The organism is Acinetobacter sp. CIP 53.82 (genome assembly GCF_000369465.1).
Lineage (GTDB): Bacteria > Pseudomonadota > Gammaproteobacteria > Pseudomonadales > Moraxellaceae > Acinetobacter > Acinetobacter indicus.
Genome location: NZ_KB850045.1, coordinates 169296 through 186551, shown reverse-complemented (window position 1 = coordinate 186551; position 17256 = coordinate 169296). Strand labels below are relative to the sequence as shown.

The following is a 17256-nucleotide window of genomic DNA, read 5'->3' as shown; positions in this document are numbered from 1 at the left end:
CCGAACCCATGCTTTTGTTACTCAAGCTTACTAAATAAAGCATTATGCGCCTTCTCTCACGGCGCGAATTGCCGCTACTATGCAATTATCCTGAATATGCTCTAGCATCTGAATTAATTTAAGATAAAATAAACCCGTCTGATTTTTTGCATTGCAAAATAAGATTTTATCAAGTCGTATGCGTATTACTTTTTATACTTGAGCCAGTCGGCAGTACTTTTTAGTATCAGAATGCACCGCTGCCCGATCACCATAATTACAAGCGGCAGCCCGTGTATTCAAAACCCTATAGGAATAGGACGTAAATTAATGAAATCTTTTAAAATTGCCCTTGCACAGTTCTCTCCATACATTGGCAATCTCGAAGCAAATGCGCAAAAAATGCTTGAACAAGCAAATGAAGCGAAAAAACAACAGGCTGACCTGATCATTTTCCCAGAGCTTTCTCTGATTGGTTATCCAGCAGAAGATTTGCTGTTACGCCCAAGCCTCAAAAAACGCACGCAAAAAGCGTTTGAACAGCTCAGCCAGATTAAAGACATCGTTGTGGTATTTGGTTTTGTCAATGAAACTGAAGATGGCCAGCGTTATAACTCGGCTGCGGTAATGAAAGATGGCCAGATTCTGGGTATTTATAACAAGCAGAATTTACCGAATTACGGCGTGTTTGATGAAAAACGTTATTTTAACGAAGGTCATCAACATCTGGTCTTTGAATACTTGGGGCATAAATTTGGCGTACTGATTTGTGAAGATGTCTGGTCTTTAGCCACTGTACAGCAACTGGCCCAGCTGAATGTAGAAACCGTGCTGGTGCTGAATTCATCGCCATACGAAGTTGGTAAACCACAGCACCGTATTGATACCATGACTGCGCTGGCCAAACAGCTGAATCTGAACCTGGCCTATGTCAATCAGGTTGGTGGTCAGGATGATCTGATCTTTGATGGCACCAGCTTCCTGATCAGCAAAGACGGTGAACTGGCTTTACGTGCGCCAACCTATCAGGAAGGCCTGTTTGTGGTGGAGTATGAAGCCGAACAGCAGCGCTATAAAACGGGCGAACAGGCGGCAGCCCTCGACACCATGGCTGAAATTTATCAGGGTCTGGTGCTGGCAACACGTGACTATGTACAACGTTCAGGTTTCCCAGGCGTGATTCTGGGTTTATCTGGCGGGATTGACTCTGCACTAACCTTGGCCATTGCGGTTGATGCCCTGGGTGCAGACAAAGTACAAGCGGTGATGATGCCGTATACCTATACCGCGCAAATTAGTGTAGAAGATGCTGCACAGCAAGCCAAAACCATGGGTGTGACCTTTGGCATTGCCGAAATTCACTCGATTGTGAACAGCTTTATGCAAACCCTGTATCCATTCTTTGGCAATAGCCCGGTTGATACCACCGAAGAAAACCTGCAGGCCCGTGCCCGCGGTACGTTGCTAATGGGCTTATCCAATAAATTTGGCAACCTGGTCCTGTCGACTGGTAACAAATCTGAACTGTCAGTCGGTTACTGCACCCTGTATGGCGATATGGTTGGTGGTTATGCAGTTCTCAAAGATGTCTACAAAACCATCGTGTTTGAACTGGCCAAATACCGGAACAGTATAAGCGAACAGCCGGTGATTCCGGAGCGTGTAATTAGCCGTCCGCCATCAGCTGAACTGAGCCCGGACCAGAAAGATCAGGACTCTTTGCCACCGTATGATGTGCTAGATGCGATCCTGTATGCCTATATTGAAGAAGACCTGAGCCAGGACGATATTATTGCCAAAGGCTTTGATCAGGCTGTGGTTGAAAAAGTGGTGCGTCTGGTTGACCGCAATGAATACAAACGCCGTCAGGGCGCAATTGGTCCGCGCATTACATCACGTTCTTTTAGCCGTGAACGCCGTTATCCATTAGTCAATGGCTGGAAACCGGGCCTATAAGCTCCTGATCTGCTCTGTCCTAAAAACCTCAAGCCAGTCTTGGGGTTTTTTATTGTCTGCTGGAATGAGGCTACTTAGAATACGCATCTTCCCCTGCCATCTAAACCGATCCTATTTTTGAGTTCTACGTCATTCAAAAAAACCAATATCAATGAATCGTCTAGGTTGACTAAAAACAGATAGACAACGGTCTATGTTTAACCCTATGTTCAAGATATGCATGAGCTAAAATTGGATGCAATGGATTTCATATGACACTAAGAAATACCCTGCAGACTTTAGAACAGATTTATCATTATTTAACTGAACGTCCGCATTTTCATCGCTATAGCCAGTATGAGCGCCTGAACGCGTTTTTCGCCGAAATCCATGATACAGGCAGTATCGAGTTTGAAGCTGGGCAGTCTTATCTGTTTAAAGGTATAATTTAATGGCAAGCCTAAAGTGATTGATGGTTCTAAAGCGCCGGCCCTTGCGCATAAACAGGAATTCTTAAGCTGGGTACAGCAACAGCTGAATTCCTAAGCCAGCATTTTATTCATCGCTGGTATCTAAATTGCGCGGAGAGTTTGCACAACATTTTTTTGGACTTTTTGAACAGACAAAAAAAGAGACCAAGCTGAGAGCTTGGTCTTTTAAAATGGTGGCTATGACGGGACTTGAACCTGTGACCCCCGCATTATGAGTGCGGTGCTCTAACCAACTGAGCTACATAGCCGTAAACTGTGTGCGCATTATCTAAAGTTCGGACTTTATCGTCAAGATATTTATCTACTCAAATGAACACTGTTTAAGCAAAACATGACGTTTTTATTAATTTTTAACCGGATTTGCAATTTTTTACTTGGGTCAGGCCCTTTCGCTGCCTATGATGAAACTTTCCAGGATCAATCACTTGAACACAATGCAGTTAAAAATATGGATCAGTAGTCTGCTAGTTGCGACATTATCCGGCTGTCAGCTGGTTGCCCCGCTGATGGTGGACTATAACGGGGTACGCCGCGATGTCGCAGAATTTATTAATGGTCATCTCTGGTTCACCATTCCGCAAAAACGCATTCTGGTCGAATATGCCAAAGGCCAGCAGAAGATTTTAACCACAGATCGCCTAAGTCCTGAAGCGCAACGGGCGCTTGCACAGGAACGCTATGAAGGCCGTTATTGTGCTGCACAAAAAATTGCCGTGTCCAAACTGGATCAGGTCGATGAGAAAATTTTTGTCTATGCCGACCAGCAGCAGCGCTGGCAACAGATTCAACAGCTACAGCAGATGCTGAAGGTGGATGTACAGCAACTCAACTGTGAGCACAGATTTTAAAGACAAAAAAAAAGATCACATAAGGATGTGATCTTTGAAAATGGTGGCTATGACGAGACTTGAACTTGTGACCCCCGCATTATGAGTGCGGTGCTCTAACCAACTGAGCTACATAGCCGTAAACTGTGCGCGCATTATCTGCTGTAATGTTTATAACGTCAAGCCCTTCTACAGGCTAATTGTACAAAATTTGGTGAAGTGAACCGATAAGCCGGGTTCTGTCGAGAACGATCATTCCTCTAGGCGTACAATCACTCATACGCTCAAGCGACCTACCCGAATCCAGTACGGGCCGTACCTCAGGATTCCTATTTGGTCTTGCTTCTGGTGGGGTTTACCATGCCATGAACTGTTACCAGTCATGCGGTGCGCTCTTACCGCACCCTTTCACCCTTACCTTCGATTTCTTCCGAAAAAGAAACCTGAATGAAGGCGGTCTACTCTCTGCTGCACTTTCCGTCGGCTCACGCCGCCCAGGCGTTACCTGGCACCCTGCCCTATGAAGCCCGGACTTTCCTCCCCTGCTTTAGTCACGGAGACCTCCACAGCAGCGATCGTCTGGTTCACTTCGAGGGCGCATCTTAACAAATAAATGCACTAATTGCTCGTGCTTTTTTGATCAATCAGTTTTTGATACTTTTCCAGCAATTGTTCCTGGGTTTCGACATGATGGGGATCATGCGGAATACAGTCCACCGGACAGAATAACTGGCACTGCGGTTTATCATGATGCCCGACACATTCGGTACACAGCGCCGGATTGATTTCATAAATCAGCTCGCCCATGAAAATGGCCTCATTCGGGCACACAGGTTCACAGACATCGCAGTTAATGCATTCATCGGTAATATATAAAGACACGCTACCAACCTTGTTGATGTTTGCGTTCAAAGGCTTCGACCACGGTTTGCGGCACAAACTTGGTCACATCGCCTTTTAAACGCGCAATTTCACGCACCAGCGTGGATGAAATAAACGAATATTGCTCTGACGGCGTTAAAAATACCGCTTCAAAATTGGTATCCAGCTGACGGTTCATATTGGCCAGCTGAAACTCGTATTCAAAGTCAGATACCGCACGTAAACCACGCAATACCGCCGTGGCCTGCTGTTCGCGGAAAAAATTCACCAGCAGGCCATCAAAGCCGACAAATTCCACATTGGGTAAATGGCTGAGTGAGGTTTTGGCCAGTTCTACCCGCTCATCTAGAGTAAACACTGGATTTTTATGATGACCAATGGCAATTGCGACCACCACTTCATCAAACATTCTGGCCGCCCGTGTTACTAAATCGATATGACCATTGGTGATTGGATCAAAGGTCCCCGGATAAATCACGCGAGTTTTAGACATCCATTTTTACTCTAGTTGGTTTTGTAGAGCCATATTTTAGCAAAAACTTGATTTATTGGTGAATAAACTCGGCCAATTTCACAAAAATCCTGCGATAGTGCTGTAATTCAGCGCTGATTTTGGAATTGTCAGCATGCCTGTGTTTGGGGCACAATAGGCCTAACGTTGGAAGTGACTCATTATGGCGAAAGCAACTGTAGTTAAAAAAAATACCAGTGGCACGATTGCACAGAACAAACGTGCACGCCACGATTATTTTATTGAAGAAAAATTTGAAGCCGGACTGTCCCTGCAAGGCTGGGAAGTCAAGTCTTTGCGTGCCGGTCGTATGAGCCTGACCGAAAGCTATATCACCTTTAAAAATGGTGAAGCCTTCTTATTTGGCGCCCAAATTCAGCCTTTACTGTCGGCTTCGACTCACGTGGTGCCTGAAGCCACCCGTACCCGCAAGCTGTTACTAAACCGCAAAGAAATTGCCAAACTGCTTGGTGCGGTGAATCAGAAAGGTTATTCCTGTGTGCCGCTGGTCTGTTACTGGAAAGGTCCGCTGGCCAAACTGGAAATTGCCTTGGTGAAAGGGAAACAGCTGCATGATAAACGTGCCACCGAAAAAGACCGCGACTGGCAGCGTGATAAAGCCCGTTTAATGCATAAATAAGTGTGTTTGAACACAAGTGCTTGATGTAAAAATGCCTCCAACATGGGAGGCATTTTTTATGGCGTCATTGGGAATCAGGCTGAGTTCTGTTTTAAACCCACCAGATAAGCGCCAAACTTCACCGCTGTTTCCAGGTCACCTTCTGGCGGGGTGACCTCAACGCTGGCATTGTCAGACTGAGTCATTAAGCCCAGAAAGCTCGACATCCGGTTAATATCATGCGGACTACGGCCTGTTGGCATAAACGGCAAGCCCGACCATAACATGCCATGCTGCATGGCAAATAAATTGATCTGCTGTAACACCGCCAGCTTGTCACCGCTTAAACCGCCGCCATTGGTAAAGCCAGCAGCAATTTTGCCCTGCCAGCTTCGCGCCAGCCAGCGTTTTGAAGATTGTTCCATAAACTGTTTCAGTGCCGAAGTCAGACTGCCCATATAGGTTGGACAGCCCATGACCAGAATATCGCTCTGATCCAGCACATCCCAATCGACCTCGCTCACTGCCATTAAATGTACTTCAGCTCCGGCTTTTTCGGCGCCCTGCACAATATGCTGTGCCACCTTGGCGGTATGGCCATAGGGACTATGATACACAACACAGACTTTTACTTGCGACACAGATGTTTGATCAGTAACAGACATGGAAACTTTAAAAACCCAATAATTCAGTCAAGTTTAGCATTGATCAGCGATAAAAACGAATGTTGCCATGCGTCCGGTTTTGGCCTGACGACGATAAGAATAATACTCCTCGGCCTGCCGATAGGTACACTGATCACCACCTAAAATGGTGGTTACCCCCTGCTCGGTCAGGATATAGCGGGCAATCGCATATAAATCGGCATAGAATTTTCCGGCCTGTTTCCCTGCCTGAAAGGCGCTGCTTAATGCGGGATATTTCTCACAAAATACCTGCTTTACTTCGGCCCCTACCTCAAAACACGGCTGGCTAATGGCCGCGCCTAACCAGGCCCAGGTCGGTGGGTGCTGCATGGCGGCAATGGTATTTTCAACAATACCCTGTGCCAGACCTTTCCAGCCGGCATGTAAATTGGCCACTTCAGTGCCATCCTGATTGCCCAGCACAATGGGCAGGCAGTCGGCGGTCATCATCATTAAGGCATGGCCTTTGCGCTGCGTGACCAGTCCATCGCCTTCCGGTGCATTAAAATGCAGCTCATCATTTATCACATGACACAAGGTGCTGTGGGTCTGGTTCATCCAGCTGATTGTATTAACACCGTATTCGGCCAGCTGTTCCAGTAACAGCATACGATGCTGCTGCACCCGTTCCGCTGCATCCTGCACATGCAAGGCCAGGTTAAAACCGGCCAGTTCCGGTACTTGCGCTGGCAAGGCCTGCTGATGCTGAATCCGCGTTTGCGCCACATAAACCTGTGCCGGTAATCCCTGAATAAATTGCATCTCAGCTCCTGTGTTCACTTAAAAGCGGCGTTGAGATCATACTTTCTCAACGCTGCAGAACGGTTTAATAGGCAGCGTTTTCGCTACGCAACACATCCACCAGCTGGCTGAAATCTTCCGGCCACGGCGCTTCAAACATCATGTCCTGTTTGGTACGTGGATGCACCAGCCCCAGTTTGGCCGCGTGCAGTGCCTGACGTTTAAAACCGCGCAAGGTTTCATTGAGCAGCTCGGAGGCTCCAGCCGGCACACGCACACGTGGCATATACACCGGATCGCCAATCAGACCATGACCGATATAGCTAAAATGAACCCGAATCTGATGGGTACGGCCGGTTTCCAGACGCGCCTGAACCCGGGTGAAATGCTGGAAACGCTCTTTCACGTTATAGTGGGTCACGGCGTTTTTGCCGCCCGGAAGCACTGTCATTTTGACACGGTCGAGCGGATGGCGCTTGATCGGTTCATCAATGGTGCCGCCGGCAATGATATTGCCATATACCACCACGTCATAAATCCGGTACACCGACTTGTTGGCCAGCTGCTTGCTCAGGTCAAACTGCGCTTCCAGATTTTTCGCCACCACCAGCAAACCGCTGGTGTCTTTATCAATACGATGTACCAGCCCGGCACGTGACAATTCTGCCGATTTTGGATAATGGAACAGCAAGGCATTGACCAGTGTGCCGGTAATATTGCCCGCACCAGGATGCACCACCATACCAACCGGTTTATTAATCACTAAAATATCATCATCTTCATAGACAATATCTAAAGGGATGTTTTCAGGCTGACTGTTGGTCTGTGCTTCAAGTTCAACATTTAAACTTAACAGTTCATTGCCTTCGCACTTGTACTTTGGTTTGACAGTGTTACCATTCACCAACAAATGGCCATCTTTTAGCCACTGTTTCAGTTTTTCACGTGAAAAATCACTCCAGATGAGAGCTGCAACCTGGTCGATACGTTGCCCCAGATAGCTTTCATCCAGTTGAAATTGCAACGATAAACGTGTTGCAGTTGGGTCTGAAGTATGATTATCTGCATCCTCAGAATCATCAAGTAAATTGAAGTCAGTTTCAGGGATGTTGGAATTGGAAGATTGTGCTTGAGACATTTGATCATTCAGACAAAAGTGGTTTAATAGCGCAATTGTAGCTCATTGCCCGTAATAACAGAGGAATTTTTATGTCGCTACCACGTTATAAAATTACCATGCTAGCTCTTTCACTTGGCGTTGCATCTGCAATCGTGGGCTGTAGCAGTAATCCAAAAAAAGAAGTGGTCGATACAGGTCCGCAATCTAGCGAACAAGTTTATATTCAAAAAGCAGAACGAGCACTGGAACGCGGGCAATATACCGATGCTATCCAGCATCTTGAAGCATTAGAAACCTATTATCCTACCGGTGAATATGCCCAGCAGGCACAACTTGAGCTGCTGTATGCAAAATTCCAGCAAAAAGATTATGAAGGTGCAGTCGCGCTGGCCGACCGTTTTATCCGGATGAACCCGCAGCATCCAAATGCTGACTATGCCTACTATGTGCGCGGCGTGGCCAATATGGAACAGAACTATGATGGTTTAATCCGTTATACCTCGTTAAAACAGGCGCATCGTGATGTCAGCTATTTAAAAGTGGCTTATCAGAACTTTGTCGATTTCATTCGCCGTTATCCATCAAGCACCTATGCTGTGGATGCTGCACAACGTATGCAGTTTATCGGGCAAGAGCTGGCAGAAGCGGAAATGAATGCGGCACGTTTTAATATTAAACGTAAGGCCTGGGTCGCCGCGGTGGAACGTTCACTCTGGGTAATCGAACATTATCCGCAAACCCCACAGATTCCGGAAGCAATTGCCACCGCAGCCTATGGTTATACCCAACTGGGTGACCGTGCCACTGCACAACAGTATATTGACCTGTTAAAACTGAACTATCCAAATCTGGTTAAAGCCGATGGCTCTGTAAACCTGCGTGCTGCACGGAATGAAGGTAGCTGGCTAAACCGTGCGACTTTGGGTATTTTTGGTCGTGAAGCACAGGCCACCACCGAACAGCAGCAAAAACTGGCCAACCAGCAGGAAGAACCACGTAGCTGGACCAACCGTTTAAGTTTTGGTTTGCTGGACCGTCCTGAAAAACAGGAAAACAGTGAAGCGGCCGAGTAAACATAATTAACATCCATGACTGTCTTAAATTTGATTTAAACATTCCATTGGATACGCGGATGTGGCAGGGATGCCACACGTTCCCCATCACAACAAGGATGTTGTGTATGGGGAACAAAGACTTTTGCCTACTTTGGGTCTTTCCAAAGTAGGAAATTCTCCATACAAAGCCCTTAACAGGCCGAATGAAAATAGAGGCCCAACACACTTAAAATAAAATTTGTCTCTTCCTTTTATTGTCCTAACATAAGTACAGCTTTGAAAAATAGCGAGTAAGGATAGAGCTTTTAACCTGTTTTTCAATTTTGCAAAATATAAAGCATACGTTACTATACTTGCCCTTTTATCTTGGCCACTTGCCTGAACACGCAAAACCGGATAGAAAGGAAACAATACACTGTAATCTCTATACCCTGTCGATCTGTTCGACCTACCGCTTAACCGACCCGATAAAAACAGTATGGCTATTCCTCAACACACGATTGATCAGATTCTGGATCGGACCGACATTGTCGATCTGATTGGTCAGCGCGTGAAACTGAAAAAAACCGGGCGGACCTATTCGGGCTGTTGTCCATTTCATCAGGAAAAAACCCCGTCTTTCCACGTTTATCGCGACAAACAGTATTATCACTGCTTTGGCTGTCAGGCCAACGGCAATGCAATTCGCTTTTTAATGGATATCGACAGCCGTAACTTTGTCGATGTCATCAAAGATCTGGCCAGTCAGACCGGTATCGAGCTGCCAAAAGACAATCAGGACAGCAAAAAACTGGTCTATAAACGCGAGGCCAAAAAACCGGCGCCACCGGCCAAAACTGCACCCGCGCCAGCAACACCCACACCGACCGAAACTGATCAAGTCCCTGCTGCACATTTTGATCCTTTTGAGCAGTTCCAGCCAGCAGATGATCCCTTTGCCGGTTTTGAACAATATCCGGATTTTGATCAGGAGCCGGTGCAGGAAGGCAACCTGTTTGATCTGCTGGAAAATGTGGCGCAGTTTTATGAACAGCAGTTACCGCACAGCCAGTCGGCACAGCAATATTTTCGCCAGCGCGGTTTAAGCGCACAGACCATCCAGTTCTGGCGTTTGGGCTATGCACCGGAAGACTGGCAGCATCTGGAAAAAGCCTTTCCACAAGATATTGAAGGTTTAAAACTGCTGGGGCTAATTCGTACCAGCGATTCCGGCCGTGATTTTGACCTGCTACGTGACCGGGTGATTTTCCCGATCCGTGATCACAAAGGGCGTGTGGTCGGTTTTGGTGGCCGTGCGCTCAATGACGAGATCAAGCCGAAATATATCAACTCGCCCGATTCGGAAGTCTTCCATAAAAACCAGCTGCTGTATGGCCTATACGAAGGCCGCAAGCAGAAAGCCCAGGACTGGCTGATGGTGGAAGGCTATATGGATGTGATTGCGCTGCAGCAATATGGCATTTATGGCGCCGTGGCAACGCTGGGGACTGCCAGTAATACCGAACACCTGAATATTCTGTTTAAGCAGAACTCACGCATTACCATTGCCTTTGATGGTGATGCCGCAGGTCAGAAAGCAGCACGACGTACGCTGGAAATTGCCCTGCCCCTGCTGAATGATGGCCGTGAACTGAAGTTTTTTGTGCTGCCGGATGATCATGACCCAGACTCGCTGATCCGCCGTGAAGGCATTGAAAATTTCCGCCGCCTGCTCGATCAGGCGCCGCTACTGTCTGATTTTGTGTTTGCGCATTTAAGTCAAAACCATGATATCAGCAAGCCCGAAGGCAAAAGTCAGGTGATGGGCGAGTTAAAACAGCTGACTGAACTGTTACCGAAAACCGGCTCTTACCGTTATCTGCTGCAACAGTTTTTCCGGGAAAAACTCGGCTTTAACCGCAAATGGCAGCCACATACCAATAATGATGCCTCACTCAGCTTTAGCACCAAGGTTGATGCCGAAGAATATGTGGTGGCGATTCTGATCAACCATCCGTATTTATATATTCATTTTGAACCGTTACGCGCACTGATTCCGGCCGATCAGTTACTGGCCAAAATCCTGCAAATCTTTAACGGAATTTTTGATGAATTACCGGATGACCCAGAACTGGCCAAATACTATGTGCTAGGCGCCTGTGCGGCTTATCACTACGAATTACAGCGCATTTTACAGCAAGCCAATGTCGGCGATTACACCACTTCGCCAGAGAAAGCTGACAAGCTGGCCGAAGATTTTTCCATTAAACTGCAATACCACTTCTTGCAGCAAAAAATCCGCTCGAAGAAATTTAGCAGTATTGAAGAAATGCGTAATCTGAAACATCAGATTTATCAGATTGATAAAAAACGTTCCCTGACTTTACTTGAAGAATAAGCGGCGTTAAACACCACGCTGAACCATCACGATGGCTTAGCGTTTAGATTTACGCCGTTTGGCACTGACCTGCTGCAGTTCGCTTTGCAGCATTTCAAAGTATTCCGGATCTTCGGCTTTGGCCGCCTGACGCAGCACAATCGAGGTGGGATGCAGCAATTTCTGGGTCAAACGGTAAGAAAATTCCTGTAACACCTGTGCCGCATTTTCACCTTTGGCAATTCGCGCCATCGCCAGTTGCAGTTCTTCCTGACGTAACGTTTCACCCTGCTCACGATAAGCCTGAATGGTACTGCCGGCACTTTTGACCTTTTGCTGGGTTACCAGTTCGGTCGCCAACTGATTCACCATCACCTCGGCTTCTACCGCGGCCTGACGACGCTGTGCCAGATTCTCATCAATCACGCTTTGCAGGTCATCGACACCGTATAAATACACACCATCTAGTGATTCGACTTTCGGGTCGATATCACGCGGAACAGCCAGATCGACCAGCAACATCTGCTGGTAACGACGCTTTTTCAGCGCGGCTTTGACTTCTTTATAGCCAATCACCTGATGCAGGCTGCCGGTACAGCTGGAGATCACATCGGCGCGATGCAAATGTTCTGCCAGCTGTTCAAATTCAATAATTTCAACTTCTACCCGATGGGCAATTTCCTGGGCCAGATTTTCAGCACGGGCACGGGTGCGGTTGCAGATCATGACCTTGGCCACGCCCATTTCCGCCAGATGCTTGGCCACCAGACTGTTCATTTCACCTGCCGCCATCACCAGCACGGTCAGCTTGTCCGGATGGCTAAACACCTGTAGCGCCAACTGTGCTACTGCATAGCCCATGGACACCGCATGACTGCCGACTGCCGTTTCAGAACGCACCCGTTTGGCCGCATAAAAGGCGTATTCAAAAATATGGTTTAAATCTTGCGAAACCGTGTGGGCATCTTTGGCCAAAGATAAGGCCGATTTGACCTGCCCCAGAATTTGCGGTTCACCGAGCATTAGGGAATCGAGGCCGCTGGCAACGCGCATTAAGTGGGTGACAGCCTGCGCATTTTCATAGCGATAAACGTGATTTTGTAGTTGTTTGACATCCAGACCATTTACCTGGGCGAGCCAGCCCAGCACCGTGTCTGCATGGTCAGACATGGCGTACACTTCAGTTCGGTTACATGTAGAAACCACCACCATGTCATTTAACAGGTGGCTCTGGCTTTGTTCGGCAAGTAATTGAGTTAACTTTTCAGGGTTAAAAGCAATTTGCTCACGCAATTCTACAGAGGCGGTTTGATGGTTGACACCCAATGCAAAGAAAGACATATCAGATCATCATTTCGCTAAATTTATGCTATTGTGCAATAACGGTGTCATAAAAAGCATTACTTGGATCAAGAAAAATTGCGTCAAACAACCAGCCGGCTTAGCGGCGCGACAATTAAGCAATATTCTACCACAATCTTACTCGTGGGTAGCATGGCTTCTAGTGCTCATATTAGAGCATCTGGAGATTTTTTCCATGCACCTACAAATCTGAATGCCATAAAACAAAGCATGGTGGCGGAATTTTCCCTCGCCTCAAATGACGTGGCCACCGCCTTACATAACTATACTGTACTGGCAATTAAAAGTAATTCAACCAGTATTAAACAGCGCGCACTGAATATTGCACTGGAACACAATGACTTAAATGCAGCTTTGGACATTGCCACCCACTGGGTGATTCAGGAACCGGAAGATGTTCCAGCCCTGTTTTATCTGGCGCATATTGCCCTGAAAGCGCATGAATATGACCTGGCCGCTGAAACCCTGGACAAGATTCTGGCCATTGATGCCACTGCCGATTTAGAACAGATTCTGGCCGGTATTGCCCCGGAGTCGCCAGAAGATCGTGAGTTTCTGATTCAGGCACTACGCACCAGCAAAGAAAAAGATAATCCCTCAATTCTGATTCTGATTGCCGGTTTAAAAGCCCAGAATGGCCAGTTAGAAGAAGCGCTGGAAACGGTCAACCGGGTGCTACGCAAACGTCCGAAAGTGACCGGTTATATCCTGCTCAAAGCCAGCCTGCTAAGTGCGCTGCAAGACTCGAAAGCTGCCCAGGAATGGTATGCCAAATCCAGCCGCAAACATAAAAACAATCTGGAAGTACGTCTGGCTGAAGCCAAATATCTGTTAAAAACCAATCAGCCGGAATTGGCCCTGACCAAACTGGAAGCGATGCTGGAAAAATGGCCAAAGGAAGATGAAGCCCTGTTTCTGGCTGGTCTGACCAGTATTGACTTGAAGCAGTATGAAAAGGCCGAGAAATATCTGGTCGAGTTGCGTTATTCCAACCAGTATCAAAATGAAGCCTATTACTATCTGGCGGTCAATGCCGAGCGTAAACAGCATTTTGAAACCGCCAAAGCCTATTACCGTCTGGTCGATGGCAGCCTGTATACCGTTTCGCGGCGCAGCATGATCAATATTTATAGCCAGCAAAGCCGCCAGCATGAAGCCTTACGCTTTTTAACCCAGGAACGGGTCAATTATCCGCAGCATGCCAGTTTTTTATATCAGGCTCAGGCGGAAATTCTAAAGCGCATGAACAACAAGACTGCCGCCTTAAGACTGCTGGATGAAGCCATCCGCAATTTACCCGATGATCCGGAACTGCTGTATTCAGAAGTGTTGCTGCTAGACCCTTATCAGGACAAAGACAAACTGGATCGTTTACTGAAAAAGCTGTTACAGGTCGAGCCGAACAGTCCGACTTATTTAAATGCCTATGCCTATACCCTAGCGCTGCAAAACCGCCGGCTGGATGAAGCACGCCAGTATGTGGAACAGGCACTGGAATTCGCCCCGGAACAGGCCTCAATTCTGGATACTTTAGGCCTGATCAGCTATCTGCAAAATGATTTTGACACCTCTGCCCAGGTGCTGGAAAAGGCTTTTGCCTTAAGTGCAACAGTCAAAATTGGGGTCCGTTATGCCAAGGCGCTGTATATGCAGGGCAATTTGACAAAATTTAGTCAAGTTTTACAACAACTCCAACAAAAATATCCAAATGATCCGCAATTAGAACAGCTTCATTCGTTATTGTTACCGCAACACAGCCCTCAGAGTTAATACGCATGCAACTTATTTCCAAACTCAGTCTTAGTCTTGTCACGGTCAGCACCCTGGTGCTGGGTGGTTGTCAGCAGTTCACCCAACCGCAAACACCCGCAAGCCCAATGGTTGAGGCAGAAAATCAGTTTCATCTGCAAGGAAAAATCGGGGTACGCACACCACAGCAGTCAGGCAGCGCCTTTTTTAACTGGCTGCAACAGCAGGAACAGTTTGATATTGAACTAAGCGGCATTTTAGGCGTCGGTAAAACACAGATATCCGGCCAGCCGGGACAAGTCACACTGAATAGCGCCAAAACCGGCACTATTCAGGCAGCAACAGCCGAAGAACTGCTGCAGCGGGCCACCGGCTGGCAAGCGCCAATCAGTCATATCATTGACTGGGTGCAGGCACGTCCGGCCACTACACAGGCCAAAGTCGCTTACGATAGCCAGCGTCGTCCAACCCAGTTTCTAGAAGATGGCTGGACCGTTGATTTAAACTATAACGAACAGGCGCGTTTGCCAAACCGTTTAATTTTAAAGCAAACATTTGAATCCGGTCAGGAGAACCGTATTACAATGGTGATCCAAAACCGTTAATTTTGTGCTGTCATGATTCGTGTTCCCTCACCTGCCAAACTGAACCTGTTTTTGCATATTACTGGCCGCCGTGAAAATGGCTATCATGAACTGCAAAGCATTTTCCAGCTGATCGATCTCTACGACTGGCTTGAATTTGAGCCATTGGATACAGCCGAGATTCAGATCGACGGTTTAAATTCAGTCGATCTGGAACAGAACCTGATTTATCGGGCGGCGCAGATCTTAAAACCTTTTGCCCAAGCGCCGACCGGTTTAAAAATCCGGCTGGACAAACAGATTCCTATGGGTGCCGGACTTGGTGGTGGCTCATCCAATGCCGCCACCACCCTCATTGTGCTGAACCAACTGTGGCAATGTGGACTCAATTCTGAGCAGCTGGCCGATTTAGGGGTGCAACTGGGCGCCGATGTGCCGATTTTTGTCCATGGCCGCAATGCCTGGGCAGAAGGTATTGGTGAACACTTAACATTCATAGACTTAGAACAAAAACAGTACATAGTGCTAAAACCTGACTGTTTTATCAGCACTCAACTGCTTTTTTCACAAAAAACGTTGACAAGAGATACGAAGCCATCTAAATTTTGCGCCTATCAGTTGAAGCCATCTGATTTCGGAAACAACTTTGAGCCACTGGCCAGAGCCTTATATCCTGAAGTCGATGAAGCCATGCAATATCTGGATCAGTTCGGAGTTGCCAAGCTTACAGGTACAGGTGCCTGTGTTTTTATTGAAGTGACTTCAGAAATGAAGATTGATGAGATTCTGGCTCAGGCACCATGTAAAGCTTACCTGGTCCACAGTTTAGCCGAATCACCATTAATTCATTTCAAAGTTGAATAGGGGTATCGCCAAGTGGTAAGGCAGCGGGTTTTGATCCCGCCATCCGTTGGTTCGAATCCAGCTACCCCTGCCATTTTTCACCTGTAGATGTACTGTATATTAGGGGTATCGCCAAGTGGTAAGGCAGCGGGTTTTGATCCCGCCATCCGTTGGTTCGAATCCAGCTACCCCTGCCATCTTACAGTCATCAAATTTAGGGGTATCGCCAAGTGGTAAGGCAGCGGGTTTTGATCCCGCCATTCGTTGGTTCGAATCCAGCTACCCCTGCCATTTTCTCGAAAAAGACAGAGCATTGGTTTGCTGTTCTGCTGTTAATTTACCTTGACATCGACCAGCAAAAATATTAAAGTTCTGCCGCATTAGGGGTATCGCCAAGTGGTAAGGCAGCGGGTTTTGATCCCGCCATTCGTTGGTTCGAATCCAGCTACCCCTGCCATCTATTTCCATACATTCCAACCGCCAAGGGTGCTTCATGCCCAATCTTGTCGTTTTTAGTGGAACTGCGCATCCACAATTCGCCCAAAAAGTCGTAAGCCATCTTCACATTCCTTTAGGTGCTGCCTCAGTCGGTCAATTTTCTGACGGTGAAATTGCTGTAGAAATTACCGAGAATGTACGTGGTAAAGACGTTTTCATCGTTCAGCCTACTTGTGCCCCAACCAATGATAACCTGATGGAAATCCTGGTGATGGCAGATGCATTGCGTCGTGCAAGTGCTGGCCGTATCACTGCCGTGATTCCTTATTTCGGTTATGCCCGTCAAGATCGTCGTCCTCGTTCAAGCCGTGTGCCAATTACTGCAAAAGTGGTTGCAGATATGTTGACCACTGTCGGTATTGACCGCGTGGTGATGATTGACCTGCACGCTGACCAGATTCAAGGTTTCTTCGATATTCCTGTAGACAACATTTACGGTACGCCAGCGCTGCTTGCTGACTTACGCCAGCAGTCACACGACAACCTGATGGTGGTTTCACCTGACGTGGGTGGTGTCGTACGTGCCCGTGCTGTTGCCAAGCAAATGGGGGATATCGACCTTGCGATCATTGATAAACGTCGTCAAAAAGCCAATGAATCACAAGTGATGCATTTGATTGGTGATGTGAAAGATCGTGACTGCGTCATCGTGGATGACATGGTCGATACCGCAGGTACCCTGTGTAAAGCAGCAGATGCACTCAAAACTTTTGGTGCGCGTAAAGTGGTTGCTTATGCTACTCACCCGGTGCTGTCTGGTAAAGCGATTGAGAACTTAAAGAATTCTGTGATTGATGAACTGGTTGTTACTGACACCATTCCATTATCAGAAGAAGCTCAAAACCTTGGCAAGATTCGTCAGGTTTCAGTCGCAAGCATGGTTGCTGAAACAATTCGTCGTATTAACAACGAAGAATCTATTAGCGCAATGTTCGATTCTTATCTATAATAGTGCGCTAAATTTTCAAAAGCCCTGCTTTATGCAGGGCTTTCTATCACCAGATCGGTCGCAGGTCTG

At 47.2% G+C, this 17256-nt stretch carries 16 protein-coding genes, 6 tRNA genes and 1 other RNA gene; 14 read left to right on the top strand and 9 right to left on the bottom strand.

The window, feature by feature from the left end:
• The first annotated feature begins 309 nt into the window (after positions 1–309).
• Together F905_RS01375 and F905_RS01370 are read left to right on the top strand one after the other, a co-directional pair.
• Positions 310–1935 carry an NAD+ synthase gene (locus F905_RS01375; RefSeq protein ID WP_005176221.1) on the top strand — a complete coding sequence of 542 codons (1626 nt, stop codon included), beginning with the start codon at positions 310–312 and terminating at the stop codon, positions 1933–1935.
• A gap of 251 nt (positions 1936–2186) precedes the next feature.
• Positions 2187–2366, top strand: coding sequence for a hypothetical protein (locus F905_RS01370; protein ID WP_005176217.1), 180 nt, complete (start codon positions 2187–2189; stop codon positions 2364–2366).
• A 210-nt stretch (positions 2367–2576) separates the two neighbouring features.
• On the opposite strand, the gene F905_RS01365 is transcribed toward F905_RS01370, so the two are convergent.
• Positions 2577–2653, bottom strand: a tRNA-Met gene (locus F905_RS01365).
• 186 nt (positions 2654–2839) lie between these two features.
• On the opposite strand from F905_RS01365, the gene F905_RS01360 reads away from it, so the two are divergent.
• Positions 2840–3253 (top strand): hypothetical protein, encoded by a 414-nt coding sequence (locus F905_RS01360; RefSeq protein ID WP_228127890.1) that lies wholly within the window; start codon positions 2840–2842, stop codon positions 3251–3253.
• A 41-nt stretch (positions 3254–3294) separates the two neighbouring features.
• Here F905_RS01360 and F905_RS01355 read toward each other — a convergent pair.
• The 4 genes from F905_RS01355 to coaD form a co-directional block, all read right to left on the bottom strand.
• Positions 3295–3371, bottom strand: a tRNA-Met gene (locus F905_RS01355).
• Between the two features lie 73 nt (positions 3372–3444).
• Positions 3445–3823, bottom strand: an RNA gene (gene rnpB / locus F905_RS14960) — RNase P RNA component class A.
• A 27-nt stretch (positions 3824–3850) separates the two neighbouring features.
• Positions 3851–4114 (bottom strand): YfhL family 4Fe-4S dicluster ferredoxin, encoded by a 264-nt coding sequence (locus F905_RS01350; protein ID WP_034597403.1) that lies wholly within the window; start codon positions 4112–4114, stop codon positions 3851–3853.
• 1 nt (position 4115) lies between these two features.
• On the bottom strand, positions 4116–4607 hold the full coding sequence (gene coaD / locus F905_RS01345; RefSeq protein ID WP_005176208.1) for a pantetheine-phosphate adenylyltransferase: 492 nt from the start codon (positions 4605–4607) through the stop codon (positions 4116–4118).
• A gap of 181 nt (positions 4608–4788) precedes the next feature.
• Here coaD and smpB point away from each other — a divergent pair, with 181 nt between their 5' ends.
• The gene (gene smpB, locus F905_RS01340; RefSeq protein WP_005176206.1) at positions 4789–5265 is read left to right on the top strand and encodes an SsrA-binding protein SmpB; all 477 of its coding nucleotides are present in this window, start codon (positions 4789–4791) and stop codon (positions 5263–5265) included.
• Between the two features lie 74 nt (positions 5266–5339).
• Here the strand turns inward: smpB and F905_RS01335 are convergent, their stop codons facing one another.
• The 3 genes from F905_RS01335 to rluD all read right to left on the bottom strand — a co-directional run bounded on the left by F905_RS01335 (position 5340) and on the right by rluD (position 7809).
• Complete coding sequence (locus F905_RS01335) at positions 5340–5909, bottom strand: flavodoxin family protein (protein ID WP_005176197.1); 570 nt, start codon at positions 5907–5909, stop codon at positions 5340–5342.
• A 33-nt stretch (positions 5910–5942) separates the two neighbouring features.
• Complete coding sequence (pgeF, locus tag F905_RS01330) at positions 5943–6692, bottom strand: peptidoglycan editing factor PgeF (protein ID WP_005176194.1); 750 nt, start codon at positions 6690–6692, stop codon at positions 5943–5945.
• 64 nt (positions 6693–6756) lie between these two features.
• The gene (rluD, locus tag F905_RS01325) at positions 6757–7809 is read right to left on the bottom strand and encodes a 23S rRNA pseudouridine(1911/1915/1917) synthase RluD (protein WP_005176192.1); all 1053 of its coding nucleotides are present in this window, start codon (positions 7807–7809) and stop codon (positions 6757–6759) included.
• Positions 7810–7880: 71 nt separating this feature from the next.
• On the opposite strand from rluD, the gene F905_RS01320 reads away from it, so the two are divergent.
• Positions 7881–8864 (top strand): outer membrane protein assembly factor BamD, encoded by a 984-nt coding sequence (locus F905_RS01320; protein ID WP_005176190.1) that lies wholly within the window; start codon positions 7881–7883, stop codon positions 8862–8864.
• A 460-nt stretch (positions 8865–9324) separates the two neighbouring features.
• Complete coding sequence (locus F905_RS01315; RefSeq protein WP_005176186.1) at positions 9325–11223, top strand: DNA primase; 1899 nt, start codon at positions 9325–9327, stop codon at positions 11221–11223.
• 36 nt (positions 11224–11259) lie between these two features.
• On the opposite strand, the gene hemA is transcribed toward F905_RS01315, so the two are convergent.
• Positions 11260–12543 carry a glutamyl-tRNA reductase gene (gene hemA / locus F905_RS01310; RefSeq protein WP_005176183.1) on the bottom strand — a complete coding sequence of 428 codons (1284 nt, stop codon included), beginning with the start codon at positions 12541–12543 and terminating at the stop codon, positions 11260–11262.
• Positions 12544–12621: 78 nt separating this feature from the next.
• Here hemA and F905_RS01305 point away from each other — a divergent pair, with 78 nt between their 5' ends.
• From F905_RS01305 to F905_RS01270, 8 genes are all read left to right on the top strand, one after another.
• Positions 12622–14334 (top strand): tetratricopeptide repeat protein, encoded by a 1713-nt coding sequence (locus F905_RS01305; protein WP_034597591.1) that lies wholly within the window; start codon positions 12622–12624, stop codon positions 14332–14334.
• Between the two features lie 5 nt (positions 14335–14339).
• On the top strand, positions 14340–14918 hold the full coding sequence (gene lolB, locus F905_RS01300; protein WP_005176177.1) for a lipoprotein insertase outer membrane protein LolB: 579 nt from the start codon (positions 14340–14342) through the stop codon (positions 14916–14918).
• 12 nt (positions 14919–14930) lie between these two features.
• Positions 14931–15761, top strand: a complete 831-nt coding sequence (ispE, locus tag F905_RS01295) for a 4-(cytidine 5'-diphospho)-2-C-methyl-D-erythritol kinase (RefSeq protein WP_005176175.1) — start codon at positions 14931–14933, stop codon at positions 15759–15761.
• Positions 15760–15834: transfer RNA gene (locus tag F905_RS01290), tRNA-Gln, on the top strand. The genes ispE and F905_RS01290 overlap by 2 nt, the downstream gene beginning before the upstream one ends.
• Before the next feature lie 28 nt (positions 15835–15862).
• A tRNA-Gln gene (locus F905_RS01285) sits at positions 15863–15937 on the top strand.
• 19 nt (positions 15938–15956) lie between these two features.
• A tRNA-Gln gene (locus tag F905_RS01280) sits at positions 15957–16031 on the top strand.
• A gap of 91 nt (positions 16032–16122) precedes the next feature.
• A tRNA-Gln gene (locus tag F905_RS01275) sits at positions 16123–16197 on the top strand.
• A gap of 36 nt (positions 16198–16233) precedes the next feature.
• Positions 16234–17187 (top strand): ribose-phosphate pyrophosphokinase, encoded by a 954-nt coding sequence (locus F905_RS01270; RefSeq protein WP_005176171.1) that lies wholly within the window; start codon positions 16234–16236, stop codon positions 17185–17187.
• Positions 17188–17256 lie beyond the last annotated feature (69 nt).